The 24,622-nt window shown below is 66.4% G+C and carries 25 protein-coding genes; 11 read left to right on the top strand and 14 right to left on the bottom strand.

Going from position 1 to position 24,622, the window contains the following annotated elements; translation table 11 throughout:
- Window positions 1–29: 29 nt before the first annotated feature.
- The 9 genes from U0034_RS06640 to U0034_RS06680 all read right to left on the bottom strand — a co-directional run bounded on the left by U0034_RS06640 (window position 30) and on the right by U0034_RS06680 (window position 9,148).
- On the bottom strand, window positions 30–938 hold the full coding sequence (locus U0034_RS06640; protein WP_085223211.1) for an SMP-30/gluconolactonase/LRE family protein: 909 nt from the start codon (window positions 936–938) through the stop codon (window positions 30–32).
- Window positions 935–1,723: an SDR family NAD(P)-dependent oxidoreductase gene (locus U0034_RS06645; RefSeq protein ID WP_085223209.1), complete on the bottom strand. Its 789-nt coding sequence runs from the start codon at window positions 1,721–1,723 to the stop codon at window positions 935–937. Before U0034_RS06645 ends, U0034_RS06640 begins: the two co-directional genes overlap by 4 nt.
- 33 nt (window positions 1,724–1,756) lie before the next feature.
- Window positions 1,757–2,773, bottom strand: a complete 1,017-nt coding sequence (gene araH, locus U0034_RS06650) for an L-arabinose ABC transporter permease AraH (protein ID WP_085223207.1) — start codon at window positions 2,771–2,773, stop codon at window positions 1,757–1,759.
- A gap of 100 nt (window positions 2,774–2,873) precedes the next feature.
- A complete protein-coding gene (gene araG, locus U0034_RS06655) occupies window positions 2,874–4,403 on the bottom strand; it encodes an L-arabinose ABC transporter ATP-binding protein AraG (RefSeq protein ID WP_085223205.1) in 1,530 nt (509 codons plus the stop codon).
- Window positions 4,404–4,509: 106 nt separating this feature from the next.
- Window positions 4,510–5,511, bottom strand: a complete 1,002-nt coding sequence (locus U0034_RS06660; RefSeq protein ID WP_085223202.1) for an arabinose ABC transporter substrate-binding protein — start codon at window positions 5,509–5,511, stop codon at window positions 4,510–4,512.
- A 200-nt stretch (window positions 5,512–5,711) separates the two neighbouring features.
- A complete protein-coding gene (locus U0034_RS06665) occupies window positions 5,712–6,491 on the bottom strand; it encodes an SDR family oxidoreductase (RefSeq protein ID WP_085223200.1) in 780 nt (259 codons plus the stop codon).
- Complete coding sequence (locus U0034_RS06670) at window positions 6,491–7,183, bottom strand: 2-dehydro-3-deoxy-6-phosphogalactonate aldolase (RefSeq protein WP_386091965.1); 693 nt, start codon at window positions 7,181–7,183, stop codon at window positions 6,491–6,493. Before U0034_RS06670 ends, U0034_RS06665 begins: the two co-directional genes overlap by 1 nt.
- Window positions 7,184–7,226: 43 nt before the next feature.
- The gene (locus U0034_RS06675) at window positions 7,227–8,228 is read right to left on the bottom strand and encodes a 2-dehydro-3-deoxygalactonokinase (protein ID WP_085223197.1); all 1,002 of its coding nucleotides are present in this window, start codon (window positions 8,226–8,228) and stop codon (window positions 7,227–7,229) included.
- Window positions 8,225–9,148 (bottom strand): IclR family transcriptional regulator, encoded by a 924-nt coding sequence (locus U0034_RS06680; RefSeq protein WP_085223194.1) that lies wholly within the window; start codon window positions 9,146–9,148, stop codon window positions 8,225–8,227. The genes U0034_RS06675 and U0034_RS06680 overlap by 4 nt, the downstream gene beginning before the upstream one ends.
- A gap of 388 nt (window positions 9,149–9,536) precedes the next feature.
- Between U0034_RS06680 and U0034_RS06685 the strand changes: the two genes are divergently transcribed.
- Entirely contained in the window at window positions 9,537–10,055 is a 519-nt protein-coding gene (locus tag U0034_RS06685; RefSeq protein WP_085224349.1) for a cupin domain-containing protein, read from the top strand.
- Between the two features lie 121 nt (window positions 10,056–10,176).
- On the opposite strand, the gene mtgA is transcribed toward U0034_RS06685, so the two are convergent.
- The 5 genes from mtgA to mpl all read right to left on the bottom strand — a co-directional run bounded on the left by mtgA (window position 10,177) and on the right by mpl (window position 16,137).
- The gene (gene mtgA, locus U0034_RS06690; RefSeq protein ID WP_085223192.1) at window positions 10,177–10,899 is read right to left on the bottom strand and encodes a monofunctional biosynthetic peptidoglycan transglycosylase; all 723 of its coding nucleotides are present in this window, start codon (window positions 10,897–10,899) and stop codon (window positions 10,177–10,179) included.
- Window positions 10,896–11,771, bottom strand: a complete 876-nt coding sequence (aroE, locus tag U0034_RS06695) for a shikimate dehydrogenase (RefSeq protein WP_085224347.1) — start codon at window positions 11,769–11,771, stop codon at window positions 10,896–10,898. Before aroE ends, mtgA begins: the two co-directional genes overlap by 4 nt.
- An 11-nt stretch (window positions 11,772–11,782) precedes the next feature.
- Window positions 11,783–13,969: a ribonuclease catalytic domain-containing protein gene (locus U0034_RS06700; RefSeq protein WP_085224345.1), complete on the bottom strand. Its 2,187-nt coding sequence runs from the start codon at window positions 13,967–13,969 to the stop codon at window positions 11,783–11,785.
- 96 nt (window positions 13,970–14,065) lie between these two features.
- Entirely contained in the window at window positions 14,066–14,653 is a 588-nt protein-coding gene (locus tag U0034_RS06705) for a YqiA/YcfP family alpha/beta fold hydrolase (protein ID WP_085223189.1), read from the bottom strand.
- Window positions 14,650–16,137: a UDP-N-acetylmuramate:L-alanyl-gamma-D-glutamyl-meso-diaminopimelate ligase gene (gene mpl / locus U0034_RS06710; protein ID WP_386091962.1), complete on the bottom strand. Its 1,488-nt coding sequence runs from the start codon at window positions 16,135–16,137 to the stop codon at window positions 14,650–14,652. Before mpl ends, U0034_RS06705 begins: the two co-directional genes overlap by 4 nt.
- A 94-nt stretch (window positions 16,138–16,231) precedes the next feature.
- Between mpl and U0034_RS06715 the strand changes: the two genes are divergently transcribed.
- From U0034_RS06715 to U0034_RS06760, 10 genes are all read left to right on the top strand, one after another.
- Window positions 16,232–16,891: a UDP-N-acetylmuramate--alanine ligase gene (locus U0034_RS06715; RefSeq protein ID WP_085223186.1), complete on the top strand. Its 660-nt coding sequence runs from the start codon at window positions 16,232–16,234 to the stop codon at window positions 16,889–16,891.
- 9 nt (window positions 16,892–16,900) lie between these two features.
- Window positions 16,901–17,473 (top strand): TlpA family protein disulfide reductase, encoded by a 573-nt coding sequence (locus U0034_RS06720; protein ID WP_085223183.1) that lies wholly within the window; start codon window positions 16,901–16,903, stop codon window positions 17,471–17,473.
- A gap of 195 nt (window positions 17,474–17,668) precedes the next feature.
- Window positions 17,669–18,121, top strand: coding sequence for a type II 3-dehydroquinate dehydratase (aroQ, locus tag U0034_RS06725; RefSeq protein ID WP_085223180.1), 453 nt, complete (start codon window positions 17,669–17,671; stop codon window positions 18,119–18,121).
- A gap of 70 nt (window positions 18,122–18,191) precedes the next feature.
- On the top strand, window positions 18,192–18,656 hold the full coding sequence (gene accB, locus U0034_RS06730) for an acetyl-CoA carboxylase biotin carboxyl carrier protein (protein ID WP_085223177.1): 465 nt from the start codon (window positions 18,192–18,194) through the stop codon (window positions 18,654–18,656).
- A gap of 124 nt (window positions 18,657–18,780) precedes the next feature.
- Window positions 18,781–20,148 carry an acetyl-CoA carboxylase biotin carboxylase subunit gene (accC, locus tag U0034_RS06735; RefSeq protein ID WP_085223174.1) on the top strand — a complete coding sequence of 456 codons (1,368 nt, stop codon included), beginning with the start codon at window positions 18,781–18,783 and terminating at the stop codon, window positions 20,146–20,148.
- 4 nt (window positions 20,149–20,152) lie between these two features.
- The gene (prmA, locus tag U0034_RS06740) at window positions 20,153–21,100 is read left to right on the top strand and encodes a 50S ribosomal protein L11 methyltransferase (RefSeq protein ID WP_085223171.1); all 948 of its coding nucleotides are present in this window, start codon (window positions 20,153–20,155) and stop codon (window positions 21,098–21,100) included.
- Between the two features lie 61 nt (window positions 21,101–21,161).
- Window positions 21,162–22,355 carry a DUF3426 domain-containing protein gene (locus tag U0034_RS06745; RefSeq protein ID WP_085223169.1) on the top strand — a complete coding sequence of 398 codons (1,194 nt, stop codon included), beginning with the start codon at window positions 21,162–21,164 and terminating at the stop codon, window positions 22,353–22,355.
- A 100-nt stretch (window positions 22,356–22,455) separates the two neighbouring features.
- Window positions 22,456–22,956, top strand: a complete 501-nt coding sequence (gene tpx / locus U0034_RS06750) for a thiol peroxidase (RefSeq protein WP_085223167.1) — start codon at window positions 22,456–22,458, stop codon at window positions 22,954–22,956.
- Between the two features lie 96 nt (window positions 22,957–23,052).
- Window positions 23,053–23,991: a carbohydrate kinase family protein gene (locus U0034_RS06755; RefSeq protein WP_085223165.1), complete on the top strand. Its 939-nt coding sequence runs from the start codon at window positions 23,053–23,055 to the stop codon at window positions 23,989–23,991.
- A 19-nt stretch (window positions 23,992–24,010) separates the two neighbouring features.
- Window positions 24,011–24,487: an outer membrane lipoprotein gene (locus tag U0034_RS06760; protein WP_085223163.1), complete on the top strand. Its 477-nt coding sequence runs from the start codon at window positions 24,011–24,013 to the stop codon at window positions 24,485–24,487.
- Window positions 24,488–24,622: the final 135 nt, after the last annotated feature.

Below are 24,622 nucleotides of genomic sequence, written 5' to 3' on the forward strand. Positions count from 1 at the left end.
GCCGAGTACCGCCCCTCCGCTTTTACGTATCAGGCGCTTACGCCCAGAAACACCGGCTCGGGCAAGCCGCGGCGCGCGCTCGTGGCCGCGAACACGCCGCCCGTGCCGCGCTCGGCGGCGAGCGTGGCCGCATCGAGGCCAACACGCGCCGTCGTCACGAACACGGTGCCAAGGCGCGGCCCGCCGAATGCGACACAGCTCGGTTGCCGCGCCGGTACCGCGATGCGCTCCGTCTCGCGACCGCCGGCGTCATAGCGCACGACGCAGCCGGCGCCCCAGTGCGCGTTCCAGAGCCCGCCCTGCGCGTCGACGGCCGAGCCATCGGGCTCCCCGAGCGCGCCGTCGAGCCGCGCGAAAAGCCGTTGCTCGCCCGTGCGCCCATCGGCGCCATACTCGCAGGCGTGAATCTCGCGCGTGGGCGAATCGCAGAAATACATCGTCCGCCCGTCGGGGCTGAACGCCACGCTGTTCGAAATCGCGGGCGCCGGCAAGGGCAGCCTTTCCACAGACAAATCGTGGTTGAGCCGGTAGAACCCGCCGATCGGCTGCGGGCTGGCAGCCTCGTCCTTCGTGCCGAACACAAAGCGTCCCTCGCGATCGCAGCGCCCATCGTTCAGGCGCGTGTCGAGCCCGGGCTCGATCGCGGCGATCGTCGACACATCGCGCGTGACCAGATCGAAGAACGCGAGCCGGCTTGCGAGGCCGATGAGCAGCACGTGCGGATCCGCGGTCAACGCGAACGTGGCAAGCCGCTCGGGCATGCGCCATGACTGGCGCTCGCCCGTGGCCGGATCATGACGCCAGAGTCGGGCGCCCTCGATGTCGGTCCAGTAAAGCCGGCTCGAGCGCGCGCACCAGAGCACGCCCTCTCCGAGCGCGCATTTCGTGTCGATGGCAAGAGCGGCGCGAGCCGCAGGCCGATGCGCGTCATCCGTCATGCCCAGCCTCCGTCGACGATGAAGTCCTGCGCCGTGATCATGCGGCTGTCATCGGCCGCGAGAAAAAGCGCCATGCGGGCAAGGTCTTCGGGCAACAGTTCGCCGTCGAGACACTGGCCGGCCTTCAGTGCGCGCAGGCCCGCTTCGTCGAGCCACAGCTGCCGCTGCTTCTCGGTCATCACCCAGCCCGGCACGAGCGTGTTCACGCGAATGCCGAACGGGCCCAAATCGCGCGCGAGCCCGCGCGTCAAGCCGGCAATCGCCGCCTTGGCCGTCACGTACACGGGGTAGCCGCCGTTTTTGAGCATCCAACTGATCGAACCCAGATTGATGATCGAACCGCCGCCAGCGAGTTTCATGTCATCGACGACAGCCTGCGCCGCGAAAAACTGGTGGCGAAGATTGACGGCGATGCCCGCATCGAACGATTCGGGCGTGACCTCGGCAATCGCGTGACGCTTGTCGTTCGCCGCGTTGTTGACGAGCACGGCGATCGGGCCGAAGGCGCTTCGCGCATCGGCGATCGCGCTTCGCAACGCATCGACGTCGGTGATGTCGCAGGCAAGAAAAAGCGGCTTGGCGCGCGCGTCGCCGAGCGCATCGGCCAGAGATTCTCCCGCGCTCGCGTCGATGTCGCAAAACGCCACGCGCGCGCCTTGCGCGGCGAAGTGGGCGACGAACGCGGCGCCTATGCCCGTCGCGCCCCCGGTAATGAAGACCGTGCGGTCGACAAGGCTCGGGTAGCGCGCGAAGGGTCCCTCTTCCGGGTGATCGGGAAGCGCCATCTTGATTGATCTCCGTCGGTATCGAAGGCCGCGTCAGTCGCGCGAGCCGCGGTTCTTCAACTGGTCGAGCAGCACGGCTGCGAGCAGAATGGCACCGCGCACGAGATATTGATAGAACGCATCGATATTGAGCAGGTTCATGACGTTCTCGACCGTACCCATGATGAGCACGCCGATCACGACGCCGGAAATCGTCGCCCGGCCGCCCAGCAGCGAGACGCCGCCGAGCACGCACGCCGAGATCACGTTGAGCTCGAAGCCCTGCGCGGCATTCGGCTGGCCCGACGTGATGCGCGACGCGAGAATCACACCGGCGAGCGCCGTCACGGCGCCTTGCACGAGGAAGATGATGACGCGCGTACGTTCGACGTTGATGCCGGCGAGACGCGAGGCTTCGGGGTTGCCGCCGATCGCGAGCGTGTTGCGGCCATACACCGTCTGATTGAGCAACACGCCGAAGACGATGAAACAAACGAGCGTGACCCAGATGGGCAGCGACACGCCCGCGAGCGTGAAGCCGCCGAGGGCAATGAACGTATCCGACGACACGCCCACCGCCTGACCATGCGAGACGATGAAGCCGAGGCCGCGCACGATCTCCATCGTGGCAAGCGTCGTGATCAGTGCGTTGATGCGCAGATAGGCGATGACGGCACCATTGACGAAGCCGATCACGGCACCGGCCGCCACCGCGGCAAGAATCGCGAGGAACGTGTTGTCGGTGGCATTGAGCACCATCGCGCAAAGCACACCGGCAAACGCGACGGTCGAGCCGATCGAGAGATCGAAGTCGCGCGAGGCCAGACAGAACATCATCGTGCACGCGACCATGCCGATCTGCGAGATCGACAGTGCGAGGCCCAGCATGTTGTCGATCGAGAAGAAGTGATCGACCGTCAGCGACGTCGTGATGAACATCACGGCGAAGATGAGAATGAGGCTGTACTCGGTGATCTGCTGCCACCACTTCTGCCGATCGTTCGGCTGCGGAATCAGAGCTTCGGCCGCATGCTTGGCTGCCGAGCTCGCGAGGTTTTCTCTTGCTTGCATTTCGTCACTCCTTCGCCCGTTCGCAACGGGTTTCACGTTCTGCCGTGCCGGAAGCGGCGTGGTGCCGGCCGGCTCGCCCGCACGCGGGCGCTTCCCCTGTTCATGCCGCTTGCGCGGCGTCCTCCGACGGCGCTCCCGCGCCCTGCGGCAGCGCGAGGTTCAAGAGCGCGGCCTCGGTCGCTTCCGCGCGGAGCAGTTCGCCCGAGACGCGGCCTTCGCGCATCGCGACGATGCGATCGGACACGCCCAGTACTTCCGGCAATTCGGAAGACACCATGACCACCGCGCAGCCGCGTTCCGCCAGCTCGTAGATCACGTTGTAGATCTCGTGCTTGGCGCCGACGTCGATGCCGCGCGTCGGCTCGTCGAGGATCACGACCTTCAGATCGGGTTCCGCGAGCCAGCGCGAAAGAATCGCCTTTTGCTGATTGCCGCCCGAGAGCAGCCGGATCTTCTGACGCCGGTTGGGCGTCTTGATCTTGAGGAGCTTGATGAAGCGCTCCGCCGTCTCCGCTTCTTTCGCGCGGTCGAGAAAAAGCCCGGCGCGCAGATCGTGGCGGCGGCAGCTGATATTGATGTTTTCGGCCACCGAGGCCATCGCGACGATGCCTTCTTCCTTGCGGTCTTCAGGGCACAGCACGATGCCGTTGCGAATCGCATGCTGAGGGCTTTTGACGTCGACCGGCCGGCCGTCGAGTTCGATGCGCCCGCCGCGCCGCTTTTCGGCACCGTAGACGAGCCGCATCAGCTCGCTTCGGCCCGCGCCGACGAGACCGAAAAAGCCGACGATTTCACCGGCCCGCACGTTGAAGCTCGCGGGTGCCGAGAGTCCATGGCCCTCGACGTCGGTCACGGTGAGCCGAACGTCGCCGAGCGCGCGCGGCCGATAGTCGTAGATGTCCGTGATCTCGCGGCCCACCATCTCGGCGACGAGCGTCTCGCGCTTGACCTCGCTCATCGCGCTGTGCGACGCGACCTTGCGGCCGTCCCGGAAAATCGTGCACGAATCGCAAAGCGCATAGATCTCGTCCATGCGGTGCGAAATATAGATGAGCGCCCGGCCTTCGGCCTTCAGGTCGCGCACGAGCTTGAAAAGCACCTCGGTCTCGCGGTGCGAGAGCGAGCTCGTCGGCTCGTCGAGCGCGATGACGCGCGCATTGCGCAAAAGCGCCTTGCAGATCTCGACCATCTGACGCTGCGCGATCGAGAGCCGGCCCAGCCGTGCGTTCGGGTCCAGATCGACGCCCATCGCGGCGAGCCGCTCGCGCACGAAGCGCTGGGCGCCGCGCTTGTCGACGAAACCGAGCGCGTTCGGCAGGCGGCCGAGCAGCAGGTTTTCCGTGACCGTGAGGTCGGGCACGTATTGCAGTTCCTGATGGATCACGGCGACGCCGGCCGCAATCGACGCCGCGGCGCTCGAAAAACGTACCTCGTTGCCGTCGATCATGAGGCGCCCGGAATCGGGTTGATACTCGCCGCCGAGCACTTTCAAAAGCGTCGACTTGCCGGCGCCGTTCTCGCCCATGAGGCCGTGCACCTCGCCCGCGTTCACCTCGAAGGAGACGCCGTCGAGCGCACGCACGCCCGGAAAGACCTTGCCGATGTTGTCAAAACGCAGCGTTGCTGACATATCGCTTCACCTTGCACTGAATGAATCGTCTCGCCGGCCGAGGTCGGAGCCGGAGCGACCGCACGCGCGACCGCACCCCGCCCTTGGCCGGCGAGCACCGCCATGCTTACTTGGCGGCGAGGCCCATCTGCTCGCGGACCTGGCCGACGTTCTCACGCGTGGCAAGCATGCCCTGCGTCAGCGTGAGCTTGGGCGGCTCCTTGCCGGTGGTGATCCACGTGTACATCAGCTCCGACGTTTCCTCGCCATGACGCTTCGGGCTGATGATGACCGTGCCGTAGAAACCCGTCGGGTTCGGCTTCTTGAACTCGCTCAGCGCCGAGTCCGAACCGCCGATGCCGATGCCGATCATGTTGTCGGCCTTGAAGCCGCGACCTTCGGCTGCGCGCACGGCGCCGAGCACGGCCTCGTCGTTCAGGCCGTACGCCACCCAGTGCTTGAACTGCGGGTTCTTCGTGAGCGCGATGTTGGCCGCGTTGAACGCGTTTTCCGTGTCGGTCTTCGCCTGCGGCGCCGAAATGATGTTCGCCTTCGGGAAGCCCGCCTTCAGAAGCACGTCGGTCGCGCCTTGCACGCGATCGTGCGCGGTGGGCAGTTGCTCGTACGTGATCGCGATCGCACCCACTTCCTTCATGTCCCAGCCGCGCTTCTTGATCTCGTCGGTAATGCCCTTGCCGACTTGCTGGCCGATGTTGTAAGCCGAAATACCCATGTGCGGCACGGAGTCGATGGGCTTGCCCGAGCCGTCGACGAGACGGTCGTCCACCGTCATCATCTTCAGGTTGTGCGCCTTTGCCTTCGCGACGATGCCGGGCCCGAGCTTGACGTCAGGCGTGCAGATGATGAAACCCTGCGCCTTTTGCGCGGCGAGGTTGTCGATCGCGCTCATGACCTTCTCCCCGGACGGCGCGCCGATCTTCACGAGCGTGAAACCCTTGGCCTTCGCAGCCATCTCCGCAAATTTCCATTCGTCCTGGAACCACGGTTCCTCGGGCTGCTTGACGAGAAAGCCGATCTTCACCGGGTCGGCCGCTTGAGCCATCGGTGCACCGGCGAGCATCGAGCCTGTGGCGACGGCTGCCAGCGTGAGGAACAGTCTGCGCTTCATTTGCTTGTCTCCTGTCTAATGAAGGTGTGGGCCGCATTGTTGGCATCGGATGGCTCACGCGGCCGGTGCGTCATCCGAGTGACGGCCTTTTTAGGCCTGGAAGCCGGCGCGCCTGCCGAGCCGGCTTCTTCGTTCTTCTGTGCTGCTGCGTAGTCTTCCTGCCGCTGCGTCATGCCATCACGGCTGCGTTCTCCGCGGCATCAATCGTGATAAAGCGCCGAGCGGCCTCCGTCTATCGTGATACAGCTCGCGTTGATGAACGGTGCCTCGTCCGATGCGAGGAACACCGCCGTCATCGCCACCTCGTCCGGCTGCCCGATGCGCTTCATCGGCTGCAGCTCCAGCGTCGCGCGCCGCGCCGCTTCGGCGTCGGGCTGCGCGCCCCACCAGTCCCGTGTGAGCTGCGTCTCGATGTAGCCGGGCGCGATCGCGTTGACGCGGATCTGCTTGCCCGCGTATTCGATGCCGAGCGCACGCGTGAGGCCGAGCACGCCATGCTTGGCCACCGGGTAGGGAAAACAGCCCGGAATGATCTTGAACGCGTGCGTCGACGCGATGTTGACGATGCTGCCGCGGCCGCGCTCGACCATGCCCGGCAAAACGGCGCGGCAGCCATTCCATACGCCGTCGAGATCGACCGCGAAGCAGCGCCGCCAATCGGCGTCGGTCATCGTCAACGGATCGCAAAACACGTTGATGCCAGCGTTGTTCACGAGCACGTCGAGCGGGCCAAAGCTGCGCTCGGTGCTCGCAACCGCCTCGCGCACCGAGGCCGCATCGGTCACATCGGTGCGCACCGCGGCCACACGAGCACCGGGCGTGGCCGCCTCGATCGCACGGCAGGTGGCCTGCGCCGTCTCGACATCGAGCTCCGCCAGCGCCACGGCAGCCCCCTCGCGCGCGAAGGCCTGCGCGATCGCGGCACCGATCCCCCGGCCCGCGCCCGTCACGAGCGTCACCTTGCCCGCGAGCCGGCTCATTACCGCGCTTCCTCGCGCGCCGCGCGCAGGCCGTCGACGAAGGCACGCGCGGCGCTTGCCGTCGCCGCGGCGCTCTGGCCTGGGCGGTAAAGGGCCGAGCCAAGGCCGAAGCCGTCCGCGCCGGCCGCGAGAAACGGGCCCATGTTGTCGGGTGCGACGCCGCCCACGGGCACGATCGGTATCCGCTTGGCGACCACGGCGCGCCAGGCCTTCACCACGTGCGCGCCCAGTTGCTCGGCCGGGAACATCTTGAGCGCATCGGCACCGTCGGCAAGCGCGGCGAACGCCTCGGTCGGCGTCGCGACGCCAGGTGTGCAAGCGAGCCCTTTCGCCTTGGCGGCACGAATGACGGCACCATCGGCGTGCGGCATGACGATCAGTTCGCCACCCGCGGCCGCCACGGCTTCGACGAGATCCGCGCGCAGGACGGTGCCGGCGCCGACGACGGCATCGGCGGGCAGCGCGGCGCGCAGCGCGGCGATGCTCTCGAACGGCTGCGGCGAGTTGAGCGGTACTTCGAGCAGGCGGAAGCCCGCCTCGTAGAGTGCCCGGCCATGCTCGGCGGCTTCGGGCGGCGTGATGCCACGCAGGATCGCGATCAGCGGGCAAGCCGAGAAAGCGGCGGCGAAGCGCGCATGCGGCCGGTACGGCGCGGGGAGATCGAGATCGGTCAACAAATCGTTCGTAGCCATGGCAGCGAAATCCATTGATGTGTCGTTTGCGTCGGTGCCGCGATCAGGCGCCCGGCCCGGCATCGCGCATCGCCGCGGGCGCGGCAACGAGCCCGGCCGCATTGGCGATGCGCCATAAGCCGCGCTCGGCAGCCGCCTCCACGATGCTCGCGCCCGCACAGCCGAACTCCGTCAACGCGAGCCGATACCGCTCGCAAAGCGACGGCTCGCCGATCAGCTTGAGCGTCTCGTGCTCGAGCGATGCGCCACGGGCCGCCAGCACGGCCTTCAATCCGCACAACTCGTGGCCGATGAGCAGGCCGGACAAATAGTCCGGCTGCTCGTCCGCCTGCAACTGCGCCGTGAGTCCGAGCGTGCGCGTGCTGAAAATCGTTGCGAGCAGCCCCGCGTGGTCGGCGTTCTGAGCGACGGTCACCCCACGCAGAAACGCCGCCTTGTCGGGCGCGGCGGGCTGAGTCATGGTGCGCCCGAGAATCGTGTGATCGCGCAGCGCCGCAAAGAGCTCGCCCGTCATGAACGTATGGAACGCCTCGATGCGCTCGCCCCGCACCACGGCCCATTTGGCGTGCGTGCCGGGCAGTCCGACGAGCACCGCGGCCCCGCCGAGCGCGCCGTCACCGGCCAGCGCGCCGACGATCTGCGTTTCCTCGCCGCGCATCACGTTGGGCAGATCGCCGCGTTCGATCACGCCGGGCACGATGTTCAGCTCGACGCCGCGCGCCGTCTTCACCCGGACGATGCCGGCAACGAGCTCGTCGGCCGTGGCGGGCGTATCCACGTACGGCGCCTCGCACCAGCCTTGCGCGCTGCCGACCATGCCCGCGGCGATCGCGGGCAACTCCGGAGTGCGGTCGAGCCACTCTCCGCAAGCCGCCTCGAACGCGGCATCGAATCCGCCGGGCCGAGGCAGATTCATGATGCCGGCCGCCGACGCCCGCGTGGCGATCACCTTGCCGGTGGCATCGAAGAGATAAGCGCGCAACGACGTCGTGCCCCAGTCGAGCCCGATCAGCACGGGCTCGGCAAACTGCAGTGCTTCGCTCATCGTTTGATCCGCCGTGCGCTCTGGGATCCACGCCAGCCGAGTTCCTCGGAAATACCGCGCGCCTCGCGCTGCACGAGCGGAACGAGTTCGTCCATGCGCTCGAGCGGCATGTAGGGAATCGTGCTCGCGACCGAGATCGCCGCGACGATCGCGCCGGACGCGTCGCGCACCGGTGCGGCCACGCAGCGAATCGTCAGTTCGTTCTCTTCGAGGTCGAACGAGAATCCGCCAGCGGCATAGCGCACCATGCGATGGAGAAAGACTGCCTTGTCCGGCCGCTTTTCGAACGCTGCCGTACCCTCGGCGGCGCGCCACGACGCGTCGAAGAACGCTTCCCACTCTTCAGGCTTCATGTCGAGCATCAATGCCTTGCCGATGCCGGTGCGCACCATGGCCATCCGGTGGCCGACACGCGAGCGCATTTCGAGGCCGCGCTGGCTCGAGATCTTGTCGATATAAAGAACATCGTCGCCATCGCGCACACCAAGGTGAACGGTATCGTGCGTGGCTTCGGCAAGGCGCTCCAGGTGCGCGCGCGCCACGGCCGTGAGCGGCATCTGTTCGAGCGCGATGGTGCCGAGTTCGATCAGCTTCGGGCCGAGCAGATAGCCCGCCGACGTCTGCCGCAGGTAGCGCGCCTGGACGAGACTGCTCACGAGCCGGTGCGTCGTGCTGCGCGGCGTGCCGAGCACGGCGGCGAATGCCCGCATGTCGTGGGCGCCGGATGCGGCCGCCTCGAGAATCGCCAATCCGCGCAGCAGCGTCTGGGTGCCGGCCACCTGCGAGGCAAGGTCGAGCGGCGTGCCCGAGACGTTGATGTCGTCGGCGCTTGCGGCGTTCGACAACGCGGCGGCGAGCGTCGCATCGAGCGCCGCGTCGGGTGACTGAGTACTGTCGGAAGCTGGATCGGGGGCAGCCATGAGCGTCTCCTTTGTATGCGAGGCTCGTTGGCTTCGCACAGATGGTGGCGGCTACTGCAACGCCGTCTATCGTTTCGCTCGGATTGTAGGCGCTGATTTTGAAGCGTTCAACATATGAGTGGCATGTCCATATATTGAGACAAAATATGCCCAGAGCGGGCGGCGGTGCCGGCAGCGGGGGCACCTCGGCGCATGGCGAGAAGCGGTCGTGTATCTTGCCCGGGGGCTCGACCATTCGAGCCTCGCATCAGAAAAAATCGGGATGGCGCGTTTCCGCCTGCAAGGATGGATCGTCGTCCTGCCCGGTCGGCGGCGCGGCGGGCGTCCGCCCGAGCGCATGTCCTCCACTTTCCCGAATTCCCCGTTCGAGGTGTTGCCGGAGCCAATGATGAAACCTGTCGTAAACATCGCCGATATCGAGCTTTCGCCCCGCCCCGCGGCCTACGCGCCCCCCGAGTCGATGAACGAGCGCTATGGCGGCGTGCGCATGGGCATGATCGGCCGCGCCATCGGCGCCCGAAAGCTCGGCTGCAACGTCACGGCCGTGCCCCCTGGCCGCCGCGCGTTCCCATTCCACAATCACCGTGTGAACGAAGAAATGTTCTTCGTGCTGGAGGGCACCGGCGAGGTGCGCATCGGCAGCGAGACCCACCCGATCCGCGCGGGCGATATCGTCGCGTGCCCGCCGGGCGGGCCCGAAACCGCACATCAGATCGTCAATACGGGCGAATCGGAGCTGAAGTATCTGGCGGTCAGCACGATGGTGACGCCCGAAATCGCCGAGTATCCCGATTCGGGCAAGTTCGGAGTGCTGGCCGAGTTCGCGGGGGAAGGGGGCGCGCCGCCGACGTTCTTCCGCTTCGTGTCGCGCGCGGATGCCGGGCTCGGCTACTGGGAAGACAACTGAGCCGCGGGGCAGTCGAAACAAGCGGCAAGCGGGGCTGTGGGCGGCACACGCTCGCGCTGCTTTATGTGGCGCCTTATGTGATGCTGTATGTGACGCCTCGTGTGACCCCTCATGCGAGGTCTCAGCGCGGCACTTCCGCCGCGCCCATGCGACGCGCGATGACGCTGGCGCGTTGCGCGAGGTAGCCGGACGAGCGATGCTCGTCGAAATACTTGGGCCGCGGCAGCATGACGGCGAGCCGCGCCGCCTGCCAGGCCGAAAGCTGACTGGCCGATGTGCGGTAGTAATAGCGGGCAGCGGCCTGCGCGCCATACACGCCGTTGCCCCATTCGACCGAGTTCAGATAGATCTCGAAAATGCGCTGCTTGTCCATCGCCATCTCGATCATCCACGTGATGATGAGTTCCTGCCCCTTGCGCAGGTAACTTTTCTGGCGCGACAGGAAGAGATTGCGCGCGAGTTGCTGCGTGATCGTCGAGCCGCCGGCGACGATCTTGCCACGTGCCTTGTTGCGCTCCCAGGCCTGGAGGATGGCGTCGGTTTCGTAGCCGTTGTTGTTGACGAAGTTGGCATCTTCGGACGCGATGATCGCGCGCTTCAGGTTGCGCGAGATCCGGTCGTACGGCACCCATTCGTGCTGGATCGAGAGATCGGGCCGATCCTGCGCGAGCCGCCAGGCATCGGAGCGCATGAATGCGGTCGAGCCCGGATCGACCACGGTCCAAACCGCAATCTGCGCGAGGTAATACGCCTGCGTGGCGATCCATGCGACCACGCCGACCGAGACTGCATAGAGGAACCAGCGGGCCGCGCCGTGCCCACCGCGCCCGCCCCTTTTCGTCATGATCGGGTCAGGATACGGCGCAACTCGGCCAGCACCGGCGCGCTGGCCGGACGTACCGCACGCCAGACGAAGAACGATTCGGCCGCCTGTTCGACCAGCATGCCAAGCCCGTCGGCCGCGCGCGCGCCGAGCGATTCGGCATGCCGCATGAACACGGTCGGCTCCGCCCCGTACATCATGTCATAGGCCAGGGTGTGTGCGCCGAACGCGCGCGAATCGCATTCCGGCAGTGCCGCATCGAGGCTGCCCGCGGTGGCATTGACGACGATGTCGTACGCGCGCGGCTCGACGACGTTCGGCCCGCCCCCCGTCAGCGCACAGCCGGCCCGCTGCGCGGCGCCGGCGAACTGCGCGACGAGTTCGTCCGCCTTCGATGCCGTGCGGTTGACGATGGCGAGCGCTGCCGGGCTGCGCTCGAGCATCGGCAAGACGACGCCGCGCGCCGCGCCGCCCGCGCCGAGCACGAGAATGCGCGCCCCGGCGAGCGGCACACCGAGGTTCGATTCGATGTCGCGCACGAGCCCCACACCATCGGTGTTCTCGCCGTAGATCGAATCGCCGTCGAAACGCAGCGTATTGACGGCGCCCGCGGCGGCCGCTCGCGCCGAATGCTTGTCGGCCAACGCATGCGCCTCGAGTTTGAACGGCACCGTGACGTTGAGTCCGCGCCCGCCGGCGGCGATGAACGCGCGCACCGTCTCCTCGAAACGTCCGAGCGGCCCGAGCAGGTGCCGATATTCGACCGGCTCGCCGGTCTGCTCGGCGAACCTCGCGTGGATGAACGGCGACTTGCTGTGCGCGACGGGGTTGCCGATGACGGCATAAAGCTCGCGCCCCGGAGCCGGCGGCACGATGGTACCGAGCTGATCCATGGCGCCGCCCGTCATTGATGCGAATGGGCGGCGCGGCTCGCCGCGTCGGACGCCCGGGAAGCCTCGGACGAACCGTCTTGTGGCGCCGCGCCGTCGGCGTCCGCGGCCTCTTGCGCGTCGGAGCCGCCGTCCCCTTCGCCCCCTTCGCCCCCTTCGCCCCCTTCGTCCCCTTCGCCCCCTTCCGAGCCCGCCTCGGCCCGCGCCTCCTCTTCGCTTTCGGCCGAGGCATCGCCGGCGTCGACGAGCGCGTCGTCCTCGTCCTCCTCGCCGCCCTCGCCCGCAAGCGCGCCCGCGAGCCCCGGGGCATCGAACACGCGCACCGGGCGCACCGACGCCTCGATCGTCAATTCGTCGATCGCGAGCACTTCGAGCAGCACCCGCGTGCCGCGGGCGTGAACGCCCAGCCCGAGCACGTGCAGCAGCAGCGGCACGTCCTCGAGGCGGACGAGATCGCCCTTGATGACGGCGGCGACCACCTCTTTGCGGTTTTCCTGCGTGATCCAGCGCAGGCACCAGAAATACTCCATGCGCCGCTGGTGATCGGCGTAAGCCGCGTAGGTATCGTCGAAGCCCTGAACGACGGCGTAGAGATCCGCATCCTTCGGCTTGAACGGCGCGACGAGCTTCGCCGCCACGCCGTGCTGCACGCATGCGAGCAATTGCCACTGGTTCACGAGGTCGACGTAGCGCCGCAGCGGCGAGGTGCTCCACGCGTATTGGGCCACACCGAGCCCTTCGTGCGGTGCGGCCGTCGTCTGCATCCGCGTGCGCTTCGGGCCCGCGGCCGCGAAGGTGCGCTGCGTCCGGTAGATGCCCGGCACGCCATGGTCGTGCAGCAGCGCTCCCCAGGTGGAGTTGGCAAGAATCGCGAGCTCGGCGACGATCAGATCGAGCGGCGAGCCTCGCCGGCGCGGCGTGATCGTGACGTGCTCGCCGTCCACGTAGAAGTTGTAGTCGGTGTTGCCCGGCACCTCGCGCCGCAGCCCGTAGCCCGCGCGCGCCGTCTGGCGTTTTTCGAACAGCGCCTGCGCGAACGGCCACAGCACGGCAATCTCGTCCTTGTGCGGATATTCGCCGCTGCCTTGCGCGAGCGCCTCCTCCGTCACCCACTCGTCGAGCGTGTTGTGCCGCAGGTTGCTCTTGACGAAGACGAGTTCGGCGCGCGTTTCGGTCGCGACGATTTCCTGCGTGTCGCGATTGACGATGACGTAGAGCGAAAGCGCCGGACGCAGGCCGCCCTCCTTCAGCGTGAAGGCATCGACGACCTCGTCGGGCAGCATCGTGATCTTGTCGCCCGGCATGTACACGGTCGACAGCCGCCCGCGCGCGATCGCATCGATCGCGTCGCCGCGCTCGATGCCGAGCGCCGGCGCCGCGATGTGCACACCGATGCGAACACGCGAGTCAGCCAGCAGTTCGACCGAAAACGCGTCGTCGATTTCGGTCGTCGTGATGTCGTCGATCGAGAAAGCCTCGGCGTGAGCGGTCGGCAGATCGTCGGGCACCGGGTGCGGCGTCACGCTCGGAAAGCCCGTACCGTGCGGGAAATACTCCGACAGGAAGCGGGCCTCGTGCAGCGCGCGCGCCGAGGCAATTCCTCCGCATTCGAGCATGAGGCGGGCGGCGGAGATACCGCGCGCCGCGGCGGCGGCTTCGAGCGCCTTGTATTCGATAGCGTTCTTGTCGGGCTTCGTCAGCAGCGCGATCGCTTTGCCCTTGAACGCGTCGGGCAGGCGCCCCGCCTTGAGCTCCTCTTCGTATCCCGCCTGCACGAGCGCCTGCTGGCGCTTGCGTTCGAGCGCGGCGAGCGCCATTTTCAGTTGCTCTTCGGGCGCGCGCTGATACATGCCGCGCCCCTTGCGCCTGAAGTAGACGGGCGCGCCTTGCATGCGCAGGATCAGCGCGGCCCGCTCGACCGGCCCCGCCGATGCGCCGAAGTATTCGCCGGCGAGCGCGGCGAACGGAAATTCGTCCGCCGGCGCGCATTCCCACAGAAAATCGAGATCGATCTGCTCCGCTGCCTGATCGGCTTGCTCGAGCAACTCGGCCGCCGACGGCGCAGCGAACTCGATCAGCACATCCTTCGCCCGCACCTTCGCGCGCCGGCCGCCCGGCAGTTCCACTTGCAGCGCCTCGCCCTGGCGCGACAGCACGCTGCCCACCTTCAGGCCGCCCGATTCCTCAAAAAAAACGTTCACTCGCTGTTCTCGCTCAACCTGTTGCGGCAGCATGCCGGTATCTCGCGCAATCGGCGCGCCTGCTGCCGGTGTTCATTCGTATCCGGAATTCGCGCTTTACGCGCGCCCGCGCGGCTTGACTGCATCAACGCCGCAAAAGGCCAGTACTTCGTCGACGTGTTCGGCGAAATCGCTGATCGCATGGTCACCGCCTTCGATCAACGTCGTTGCCGCGCCCGGGTAGTGCTCGAGCATTTCACGGTAGTCCAGCACTTCATCGCCCGTCGCGGCGATCAGATAATAGCGTTGCGGCCGCGTGACCGACTCCACGCCGAGCATTCTCAGCTCTTCGAGATGCCGGGGCGTGACGACGATGCTGCCCCCGCCGTGCCAGAGCGGTTGCTCGCCCAGATAAGCCGAGAGATCGCGCTGCGGCAGAACGGCCGGATTGAGCAGCACGGCGCGCCAGCCGTGCCGCTCGGCCAGGCAGGTCGCGTAGTAGCCGCCGAGCGAGCTGCCGATCACCGTGACGTCGGCGGCGCCTTGCACCGCCTGCTCCGCGAGCGCAATCGCCTCGAGCGGCGACACCGGCAGCGCCGGGCAGCGCCACAGATCTGCGCAGCCGAGTTCGGCGAGCCGGGCGGCCAGCACGCGCGCCTTGAACGAATTCGGCGACGATCGGAAACCGTGCAGATAAAGAATCACGCGGCGCCCCGCTCGTGCGCGGCCGGGCGCACCCCGAGCGCATCGAGCAGCTTCTGGTGTACACCGCCGAACCCGCCGTTGCTCATGACGAGCACGTGGTCGCCGGGACGCGCAGCGGCCGCGACGGCCGCGACGAGCGCGCCGAGATCGTCGAATGCGCGCGCCTTCGAACCGAGCGGCGCCAGCGCTTCACCGAGATCCCAGCCAAGCGCATCGCGCCCGCTCGGCGCGCCATAGCCGAATACGAGGTCCGCATCGGCGAGGCTGCCCGGCAGTTGCGCCTTCATGACGCCGAGCTTCATCGTGTTCGAACGCGGCTCGAGCACCGCAAGAATGCGCGCCTGCCCTCCGATGCGCGTGCGCAAACCTGCGATCGTCGTCTCGATCGCGGTGGGATGATGCGCGAAGTCGTCATACACCGTGACGCCATCCACGCTGCCGCGCACCTCCATGCGTCGCTTCACATTGCGAAACGCGGCGAGCGAGCGTGCCCCCTGTGCGGGCGGCACGCCGACGTGGCGCGCCGCCGCGATGGCGGCCAGCGCATTCAGGCGGTTGTGCTCGCCCTGCACCTGCCAGTCGACCACGCCCGCGCGCTCGCCCTGCCAGTAGACGGCAAAGCGCTCGTCCGCGGTTTCGCCGTCGGAAGCGGGCAACGCGCGCCACCCGCCCTCGACGCCGAACCGCTCGACCTCGCTCCAGACACCGCGCGCGAGGACGCGCTCGAGCGCCGGCTCCCGCCCGTTCACCACGAGCCGGCCCACGCGCGGCACTGTGCGCACGAGATGATGGAACTGCGTCTCGATAGCGGCGAGATCGGCAAAGATATCGGCGTGGTCGTACTCGAGGTTGTTCAGAATCGCCGTGCGCGGACGGTAGTGCACGAACTTCGAACGCTTGTCGAAAAACGCCGTGTCGTACTCGTCGGCCTCGATCACGAAAAAGCTCGAATCGGTGAGCCTCGCCGACACGCCGAAATTGAGCGGCACGCCGCCGATCAGGAAGCCCGGGTTCAGGCCCGCGTCTTCGAGCAGCCAGGCCAGCATCGAACTCGTCGTCGTCTTGCCGTGAGTGCCGGCCACGGCAAGCACCCATTTCCCGGCCAGTACGTGCTCGCCGAGCCACTGCGGCCCCGAGACATAGGGCAGCCCGCTATCGAGGATGGCCTCCATGAGCGGATTGCCGCGCGTCACCACATTGCCGACGACGAAAAGGTCGGGTTTCAGTTCGAGCTGTTCGGCGCCGTACCCTTCCACGAGCGAAATGCCCTGCGCCTGAAGCTGGGTGCTCATCGGCGGATAGACGCCCGCGTCGCAGCCCGTTACCGTGTGCCCCGCCGCGCGCGCGAGCACCGCAAGACCGCCCATGAACGTGCCGCAGATGCCGAGGATATGGATGTGCATATGAATACCGTGCCGTGCGGCCGCGGCGCGCGCGGTGGGTACGGGCGAAACCGCCGGCCCGTCCACGCCCGGGGGCGCCATCTCTAAAAGGCGGTTATTGTACCCGACGTACCCGACGCATTTAGCCGCACGGCCGCTCGCGGGGGCCCGCGCGACGATCGAGTATGATTGCCGCATGACTCGCAGATCTCATGTCGACCCGCAGCGGGTGCGGGAGGAAATCGCGATGGCCGCGGCGCGGCTGATCGCGGAGGAAGGGCTCGACTACTCGAGCGCGAAGCGCAAGGCGGCGCGCCAGGTCGTCGGGCAGGCACGCGTGGCAGGCGAATGGCTGCCCGACAACGACGAAATCGAGGAGGAGATCCGCGAATACCAATCGCTTTTCCAGGCAGAGAGCCAGCCGGTCGTGCTGCGCCGCCTGCGCGAAATCGCGCTCGACTGGATGAAGCGGCTCGCGGCCTTCAATCCTTACTTGACGGGTGCGGTACTCAACGGCACGGCGGGCGAGCATTCCGACATTTACCTGCAGGTATTTTGCGACAACCCGAAAGAAGTCGCGATCCATCTGTTGAACGCGAACGTGCAATATGAAGTGTCCGAGACGCGGCACTTCGCGGGGCGCGGCACGGTCGAGACGCTGAGCTTCCTCGCCCGTGAGAGCCGGGACGACGCGCCGATCGGCATGCACATCGCCCTTTACGACGCCGACGACCTGCGTGGCGCCGTACGGGCCGACGCCCGGGGCCGCACTCAGCGGGCTGGCACGGAGGCGGTCGAAGCGCTGCTCGCCGAAGGCTGCGAAGGCTGCGATGCGCCGCCCACCCCCAACGACTGACCGATGCCCATGAGCAGAACGAGACTTCTTGCCGCCGGACTCACCGTTGCCGTTCTCGCCGTGGCCGGCATCGGGCTTACGCACTGGCAGGCGAACCGCGGCGAAGCGCCGGCGGGAGCCCCGTCGCGCGCGGGCGCGCCTGAACTTGGCGCGGCCCAGCCCGGTGCAGTCGGCCAGTTGATGAATACACCGCTCACCGGCACCGACGGCAAGCCGTATCAGCTCGCCACTTATCGCGGCCAGGTGCTCGTGGTCAACTTCTGGGCGTCCTGGTGCGCACCCTGCGTGCGCGAGATGCCGACTCTCGCGGGCCTCGCGCACCGATATGCGGGCAAGGGCGTGCGGTTCATCGGCATCGGTGTCGATTCGGAGAAAAACGTGCAGGCCTTCCTGCAAAAAACGCCCGTGGACTATCCGATTTTCGTCAGCGGATTCGGCGGGGCGGATCTCGCCCGAAGTTTCGGCAACACCGTCGGCGCGTTACCGTTTACGGTCGTAATTGACGCGAACGGCGCCGTACGGTCGACAAAACTAGGGGAAGTGGTGCCGAAGGAGCTTGAGCGCACCCTTGATGCAATTTAGTGTAAGCAGACGAATTGCGGATACCTTACCGGCCGTTACGAGTCATTAGGGAGCAAGTTAGAGGAAGTTAGGAAAAATCCTCCTCCAAACCCGGTACGCACGGCCGCGCCGGCGCGGCAGTTTTTCACGCACTGCTGGACAACTTTCTTTAATCGGCGCTAAAGTGCGCGCAATTCTGCGGAAAGACAAGCGACCATGACACGACTGCTGGTACTGCACGGCCCCAACCTGAATCTGCTCGGCACGCGCGAGCCGGGGGTGTACGGCAGCGTCACGCTCGAGCAGATCGACAAGGCACTCGTCGAGCGCGCGCAGCAGGCCGGCGTCGAACTCGCCACGTTCCAGAGCAACCACGAAGGCGCGCTCGTCGACCGCATTCATGCGGCGCGGGCCGAGAACGTCGAATTCGTGATCATCAACCCGGCGGCCTACACCCATACGAGCGTTGCGATCCGCGATGCACTGAAGGGGGTCGACCTGCCGTTCGTCGAAATTCATCTGTCGAACGTGCATCGCCGGGAGCCGTTCCGGCACCACTCCTACTTTTCCGATGTAGCCGAAGGCGTCATCTGCGGCTTCGGTTGGAAAGGCTATCTCTACGCGCTCGACTTCGCACTCGAAAGGCTCGCTTCCGAGCCGCGCGGCTGATTCAAGAAAACCAATTCGGCGCCGGTGGCATGCGAAACCGGTGCCTCACGCAACAAGAAGGGGATTCCCTATGGATCTACGTAAGCTGAAAACTTTGATCGACCTCGTCTCCGAATCGGGCATCTCCGAGCTGGAAGTCACCGAAGGCGAAGGCAAAGTCCGCATCGTCAAGAATGCGCCGCCGGTTTACGTCCAGCCCTCCACCTCGTATGCACCGCAGCTGAGCGCCGCGCCCCCCGTTGCCGCCGCGCCCGCTGACGTCGCGACCGCCGCCGCACCGGCCGCTGCCGCCGCTCCGCAGGGCCATGTCGTCACCTCGCCGATGGTCGGCACGTTCTATCGCGCACCGTCGCCGGGCGCCGAGCCGTTCGCGCAGGTCGGCGACGCCGTCAAGGAAGGCCAGACGCTTTGCATCATCGAAGCAATGAAGCTGCTCAACGAAATCGAAAGCGACAAGGCCGGCGTCATCAAGGAAATCCTCGTCGAGAACGGTCAGGCCGTCGAGTACGGTCAGCCGCTTTTCGTCATCGGCTGACGCGCCGGCGCGCAGCGCGACTGCGCGCAACGTCCGGGCTGCCTCCCCGTGCGCCTCGACCGCCCCCGGCCCCTTTCTCGCGTGGGTTGCGCACGGCAACCCACTGAAGAGTCGAATCATCGCCATGTTTGAAAAGATCCTCATTGCCAACCGCGGCGAAATCGCCCTGCGCATTCAGCGCGCGTGCCGCGAGTTGGGCATCAAGACCGTCGTCGTTTATTCCGAAGCGGACAAGGAAGCGAAGTACGTCAAACTTGCCGACGAAGCCGTCTGCATTGGCGCCGCCCCCTCGCCGCAAAGCTACCTCAACATGGTTGCGCTCATCAGCGCGGCCGAGGTGACCGATGCCGAAGCAATCCACCCCGGCTACGGCTTTCTCTCGGAGAACGCCGATTTCGCCGAACGCGTCGAACAGTCGGGCTTTACGTTCATCGGCCCGCGCCCCGAGACGATTCGCCTGATGGGCGACAAGGTCACGGCGAAGCAAACCATGATCAAAACCGGCGTACCCTGCGTACCCGGCTCCGAGGGGGCCTTGCCGGAAGACCCGAAGGAAGTCATCAAGATCGCGCGGTCGATCGGCTACCCCGTCATCATCAAGGCGGCCGGCGGCGGCGGCGGACGCGGCATGCGGGTGGTCCACACCGAGGCGGCACTCGTGAACGCCGTCAACATGACGCGTGAAGAAGCGGGCCGCGCATTCGGCAACCCGCAGGTGTACATGGAAAAGTTCCTGGAGAATCCGCGCCACATCGAAATCCAGGTGCTAGCAGATTCGTTCAAGAACGCCGTGTGGCTCGGCGAGCGCGACTGCTCGATGCAGCGTCGCCATCAGAAGGTGATCGAAGAGGCGCCGGCGCCGAACATCCCACGCCGCCTCATCGATCGCATCGGCGACCGATGCGCCGACGCCTGCAAGAAAATGGGTTACCTCGGCGCGGGCACTTTCGAGTTCCTGTTCGAGAACGGCGAGTTCTACTTCATCGAGATGAACACGCGCGTGCAGGTGGAGCACCCGGTGACAGAACTCATCACGGGCGTCGACATCGTCCAGGAGCAGATCCGCATCGCCGCCGGCGAAAAGCTCAGCGTACGTCAGCGTGACGTCGTTTTTCGCGGGCATGCAATCGAGTGCCGGATCAACGCCGAGGACCCATTCAAGTTCACGCCGTCGCCGGGGCGCATCACCTCCTGGCACATGCCGGGCGGCCCCGGCATCCGCGTCGATTCGCACGCGTACAATGGCTATTTCGTTCCGCCGAACTACGATTCGATGATCGGCAAGCTGATCGCCTACGGTGCGACGCGCGAGCAGGCAATCCGCCGCATGCGCATCGCGCTCTCGGAAATGGTAGTGGAAGGAATCCAGACGAACGTGCCGCTGCACCGCGAGCTCATGCTCGATCGCAACTTTGTCGAAGGCGGCACGAGTATTCATTACCTCGAGCACCGACTTGCCGAAAAGCAGCAAGCGGCGCCGGAAGAAGCGTAACGCAATGAGCTACAGGGAACTGATCGTCGAACTCGACCGCGGGCACGCCGAAGCGCTTTCGGATGCGCTCATCGAATTGGGCGCGCTTTCGGTTTCGGTCGAAGACGCCGATGCCGACACCCCCGACGAGCAGCCCCTGTTCGGCGAGCCGGGCCTCACGCCGGAACGCACGGCGTGGCAACGTTCACGCGTGATCGCGCTGATCGCGCCCGAACACGATCCGGCCGTACTGGCAGCCGCCGCGGCCAATACGCTCGGCTTGCCCGTCGTACCCGCTTTCTCGCTGCGGGAGGTCGAGGAGCAGGACTGGGTGAGGCTCACGCAATCGCAGTTCGAGCCGATCGCGATCGGCGAGCGCATCTGGGTCGTGCCGTCGTGGCACGATGCCCCCGACCCGGGCGCGCTCGTGCTGGAACTCGATCCGGGCCTCGCGTTCGGCACCGGCAGCCATCCCACCACGCGTCTTTGCATGGAATGGCTCGAGCAATCGGTGCAGGCGGGGCAGTCGGTACTCGACTACGGCTGCGGCTCGGGCATCCTCGCGATATTGGCCCGCAAATGCGGTGCCCAGCCGGTTTTCGGGATCGATATCGATCCGCAGGCCGTCGAATCCGCGCGAGAGAACAGCGCGCGCAATCGCGTCGATGTGACCTACGGCTTGCCCGATGCCTGCCCGAGCGACGAATTCGATATCGTCGTCGCGAACATACTGTCGAACCCGCTGAAGCTGATGGCGTCGATGCTCTCGTCGAAAGTGAAGGCCGGCGGGCGCCTCGCGCTCTCGGGTGTACTCGCGAGGCAGGCGGACGAAGTCGCCGCGGCCTATGCGCCATGGATCGAGCTCGGCGTATGGCGCGAACTCGACGGCTGGGTTTGCCTCGCCGGCACCAAAGGCACCAAAGAGACAAAAGAGACGACAGGGACCAAACCGGGCGTGCCGGGGAGCGCGTAAGGAAAGTCTTTAGAATAGCGTATCGATCCACGCATCGGCCCTGCCGGCCGGCCCCGATCCCATGGTTCTTGCCACCCGCTGTCCCCATTGCGAAACGGTCTTCCGCCTACAGGACGCACAGCTTGCGCGCTCGCGCTCACGCGTGCGCTGCGGCAACTGCCACGAGGTGTTCGACGCGTCGCAGAATCTGCTCGATCCAGGCGCGGCCCACCCGGTTGACGAAGAGCAGCCGCACAAGCAGCCGGCCTGGCATGCGCCGGAGCCGGTCGGCGCCGAGCCGCCAGCGCCCCCTGCGTTCGAGGCGCCGCCGGCTGCCGCCCAAGCGTTCGGTTCGCCCACCCCGGACGAGCAGCCTGCGGCCGCGCGCGAGCGCGAGATGCCGGCGTTCGCAAGGCCACCCGTCGACGATCTTCGCGAGCCCACGCTGTCAGCGCCGATCGCCCCCGAAGCCGGGCCGGCGCCCACGCGGGCGGCCGAGCACCCTGGCTCCGTCGACGTCGAGCGAAATGCGCCCGCTCCCCACATTGCACCCGGCACCCATGCAGGCGGCGGCGAACCCGCCGCCACGCCGCTTCACGAAGAACCGACGCTCGCACCGGAACTCGCGCCGGCTTCCGTATCTCGCCCGGACCCCGAGCCGAGGTTTCGCGAACGGCCGGAGGAACCTGCCCCCTTCAGCGCGCAGCCAGCGACGTTCGACGCCTCGGCCACGGCGCCTGCCGACGACCGCGTGCACTTCGCCGTCACGCGCGAGCGGCGCGCGCGCACGCCGCGTCACGCTATCTGGCGTTTCCTCGGTGTACTCGCGACCCTCGTTCTCCTGATACTGCTCGCCGCTCAGCTTGCCTGGTGGCAGCGCGAAGCCGTGATGGTCTACTGGCCCGACTCGCAGCCGATTTTTGCGAAGGCCTGCTCCCAGCTCGGATGCCGGCTATCCGTCCCGCGCGACATCGAGGGGCTTCAGGTCGAGGCATCGGATCTGCGCCAGATCGACGGGCCGCACCGGCTCGAATTGCGCGTGCCGTTACGCAACCGCTACAACGTTGCGCTCGCCTACCCGGCCATCGAGCTCACGCTCTTCGACGCGCGCAACGAAGTGGCGATCAGGCGGGTGCTCTGGCCGCAGGACTACGTATCGCCGGGTACGCCGATCGCCGCCGGCCTGCCGCCGCGCACGACGCAGACGATGATCGTGCACCTCGATAGCGGCAATGCGGTGGCAACCAATTTTCGCGTGCAGATTTTTTACCCTTAGCCGGTCTGGCTAGTAATATGCGGGCGGACGCCGCGACGGCGCACCCGCTCGCGCTCTTCGCATCCCGCGACAACCCCGAGACGAATTTCCGGAGCACAACATGAGTCAAGTAACGCTGGGTGGCAACCCGATCGACGTCGGCGGCACGTTCGTGTCCGCAGGAGAGAAGGCACCTGAGTTCTCGCTCGTCGGCAAGGATCTGAAGCCGGTAACGCTCGCCGATTTCGCCGGCAAGCGCAAGGTACTGAACATCGTGCCGAGCCTCGACACGCCGACTTGCGCCACGTCGACGCGCAAATTCAACGAAGCGGCAGCCAAGCTGGCGAACACTGCTGTGATCGTGATCTCGGGTGATCTGCCCTTCGCCGCCTCGCGCTTTTGCACGACGGAAGGCATCGAAAACGTGGTGACGGCGTCGACATTCCGCGGCCGCGATTTCGCCAAGGCTTACGGCGTCGATATCACGAGCGGGCCGCTCACGGGCCTCACCGCGCGTGCTGTCGTCGTGCTTGATGAAAACGACAAGGTGCTGCACGCGGAGCGCGTGAGCGAAATCAAGAACGAGCCGAACTACGACGCGGCGCTCAACGCTTTGAAGTAAACAGCTCGCACATTGCCCCAAGCGCCGCGCCTCTCGCGCGGCGCTTTCGCATGGTGCGACCATACCCGATTGATTCGACCACGAGGAACATCCGCCTTGGCTACGTTGATTTGCGGCTCGCTCGCCTACGACAACATCATGACCTTCCAAGGGCGATTTCGCGACCACATCCTGCCCGAGCAGGTTCACATTCTGAACGTGAGCTTCCTCGTGCCGACGATGCGCCGCGAGTTCGGCGGTTGCGCCGGAAACATCGCCTACTCGCTGAACCTGTTGGGCGGCGACGCGCGCATCATGGCAACGCTCGGCGCAATCGACGCGCAGCCGTATCTCGAGCGCTTCGACAGCCTGGGCCTCAGCAAGGACCATGTACTCGTCGTGCAGGATTCATACACGGCACAGGCGATGATCACAACCGATCTCGACAACAACCAGATCGCCGCATTTCACCCTGGCGCAATGATGCAATCGCACTTGAACCGGGCCGACGAGGCGCCTGGAATTGCGCTCGCGATCGTCGCACCCGATGGCTACGAAGGCATGGTGCAGCATACGGAAAAACTGGCCGCCCGCGGCGTGCCGTTCATTTTCGACCCAGGCCAGGGGCTGCCGCTTTTCAGCGGCGAAGCGCTGCGCCGCGCGATTGAACTCGCCACGTACGTGACAGTCAATGACTACGAGGCGAAGCTCGTGAGCAACAAGACCGGCTGGTCGCTCGAAGACATCGCGAGCCGTGTCAAGGCGCTCATCGTCACCTACGGCGAGAACGGCGCGCAAATCCACCATTCGGGTACGTGCGAGGCCATCCCGGCAGTCACCCCCGAGCGCATCGTGGACCCGACCGGCTGCGGCGATGCCTTCCGCGGTGGCCTGCTCTACGGCATAGAGAACGGCATGGATTGGGCCACATCGGGCCGGCTGGCCAGTCTCATGGGCGCCCTCAAGATCGAGCAGGCGGGCCCGCAAACCTATGCACCGTCGCACGATAGAATCGAAGAGCGGTTCGAGCAGGTGTTCGGTTATCGCCTGCGGTAATTCCTATTGGAGCAAGACAATGAAAATATCGGCTCGTGTGGCAATGGCCACCATGGTCGTCGGTGCACTGGCGATGACGGGGTGCGCGTATAACAGCAGTTCCGCCGACGTCTATACGGCGAACCAGGCTCAACGCGAGCAGACGGTTCGCATGGGCACGGTCGAAAGCGTGCGCGCGGTGACGATCAGCTCAAACGACGGGCAGCCGAGCGGGCTCGGCGCGGTCGGCGGCGGTGCGCTCGGCGCCGTGGCCGGCAGCGCGATCGGCGGTGGCAAAGGCTCGATTCTGACGGCTATCGCGGGCGGCATCGCCGGCGCCGTGGCCGGCAATGCCGTCGAAAACGGGGTGGCGAAGCGCTCGGGCGTGGAAATCACGGTGCGGCTCGACAACGGCGATCTGCGCGCGATCACGCAATCGGCCACCGGCGAAGTGTTCCGCGCCGGCGAGCGCGTGCGGCTTCTGTCGAGCGGTGGCGTAACACGCGTCACGCACTGAGTGCTCGAGCGCTCGAGCGCTGCCGTCGGCCGGCGACGCAGGCCGCCGAGCGAGCGACAGCGTGCCGTTGCCGTCACGGCAGGCAGGCAGTTGAGCGCACCAAACGAAAAAACCCGCCACCGGTGACTTGGTGAC

Source organism: Trinickia caryophylli (assembly GCF_034424545.1).
Taxonomy (GTDB): domain Bacteria; phylum Pseudomonadota; class Gammaproteobacteria; order Burkholderiales; family Burkholderiaceae; genus Trinickia; species Trinickia caryophylli.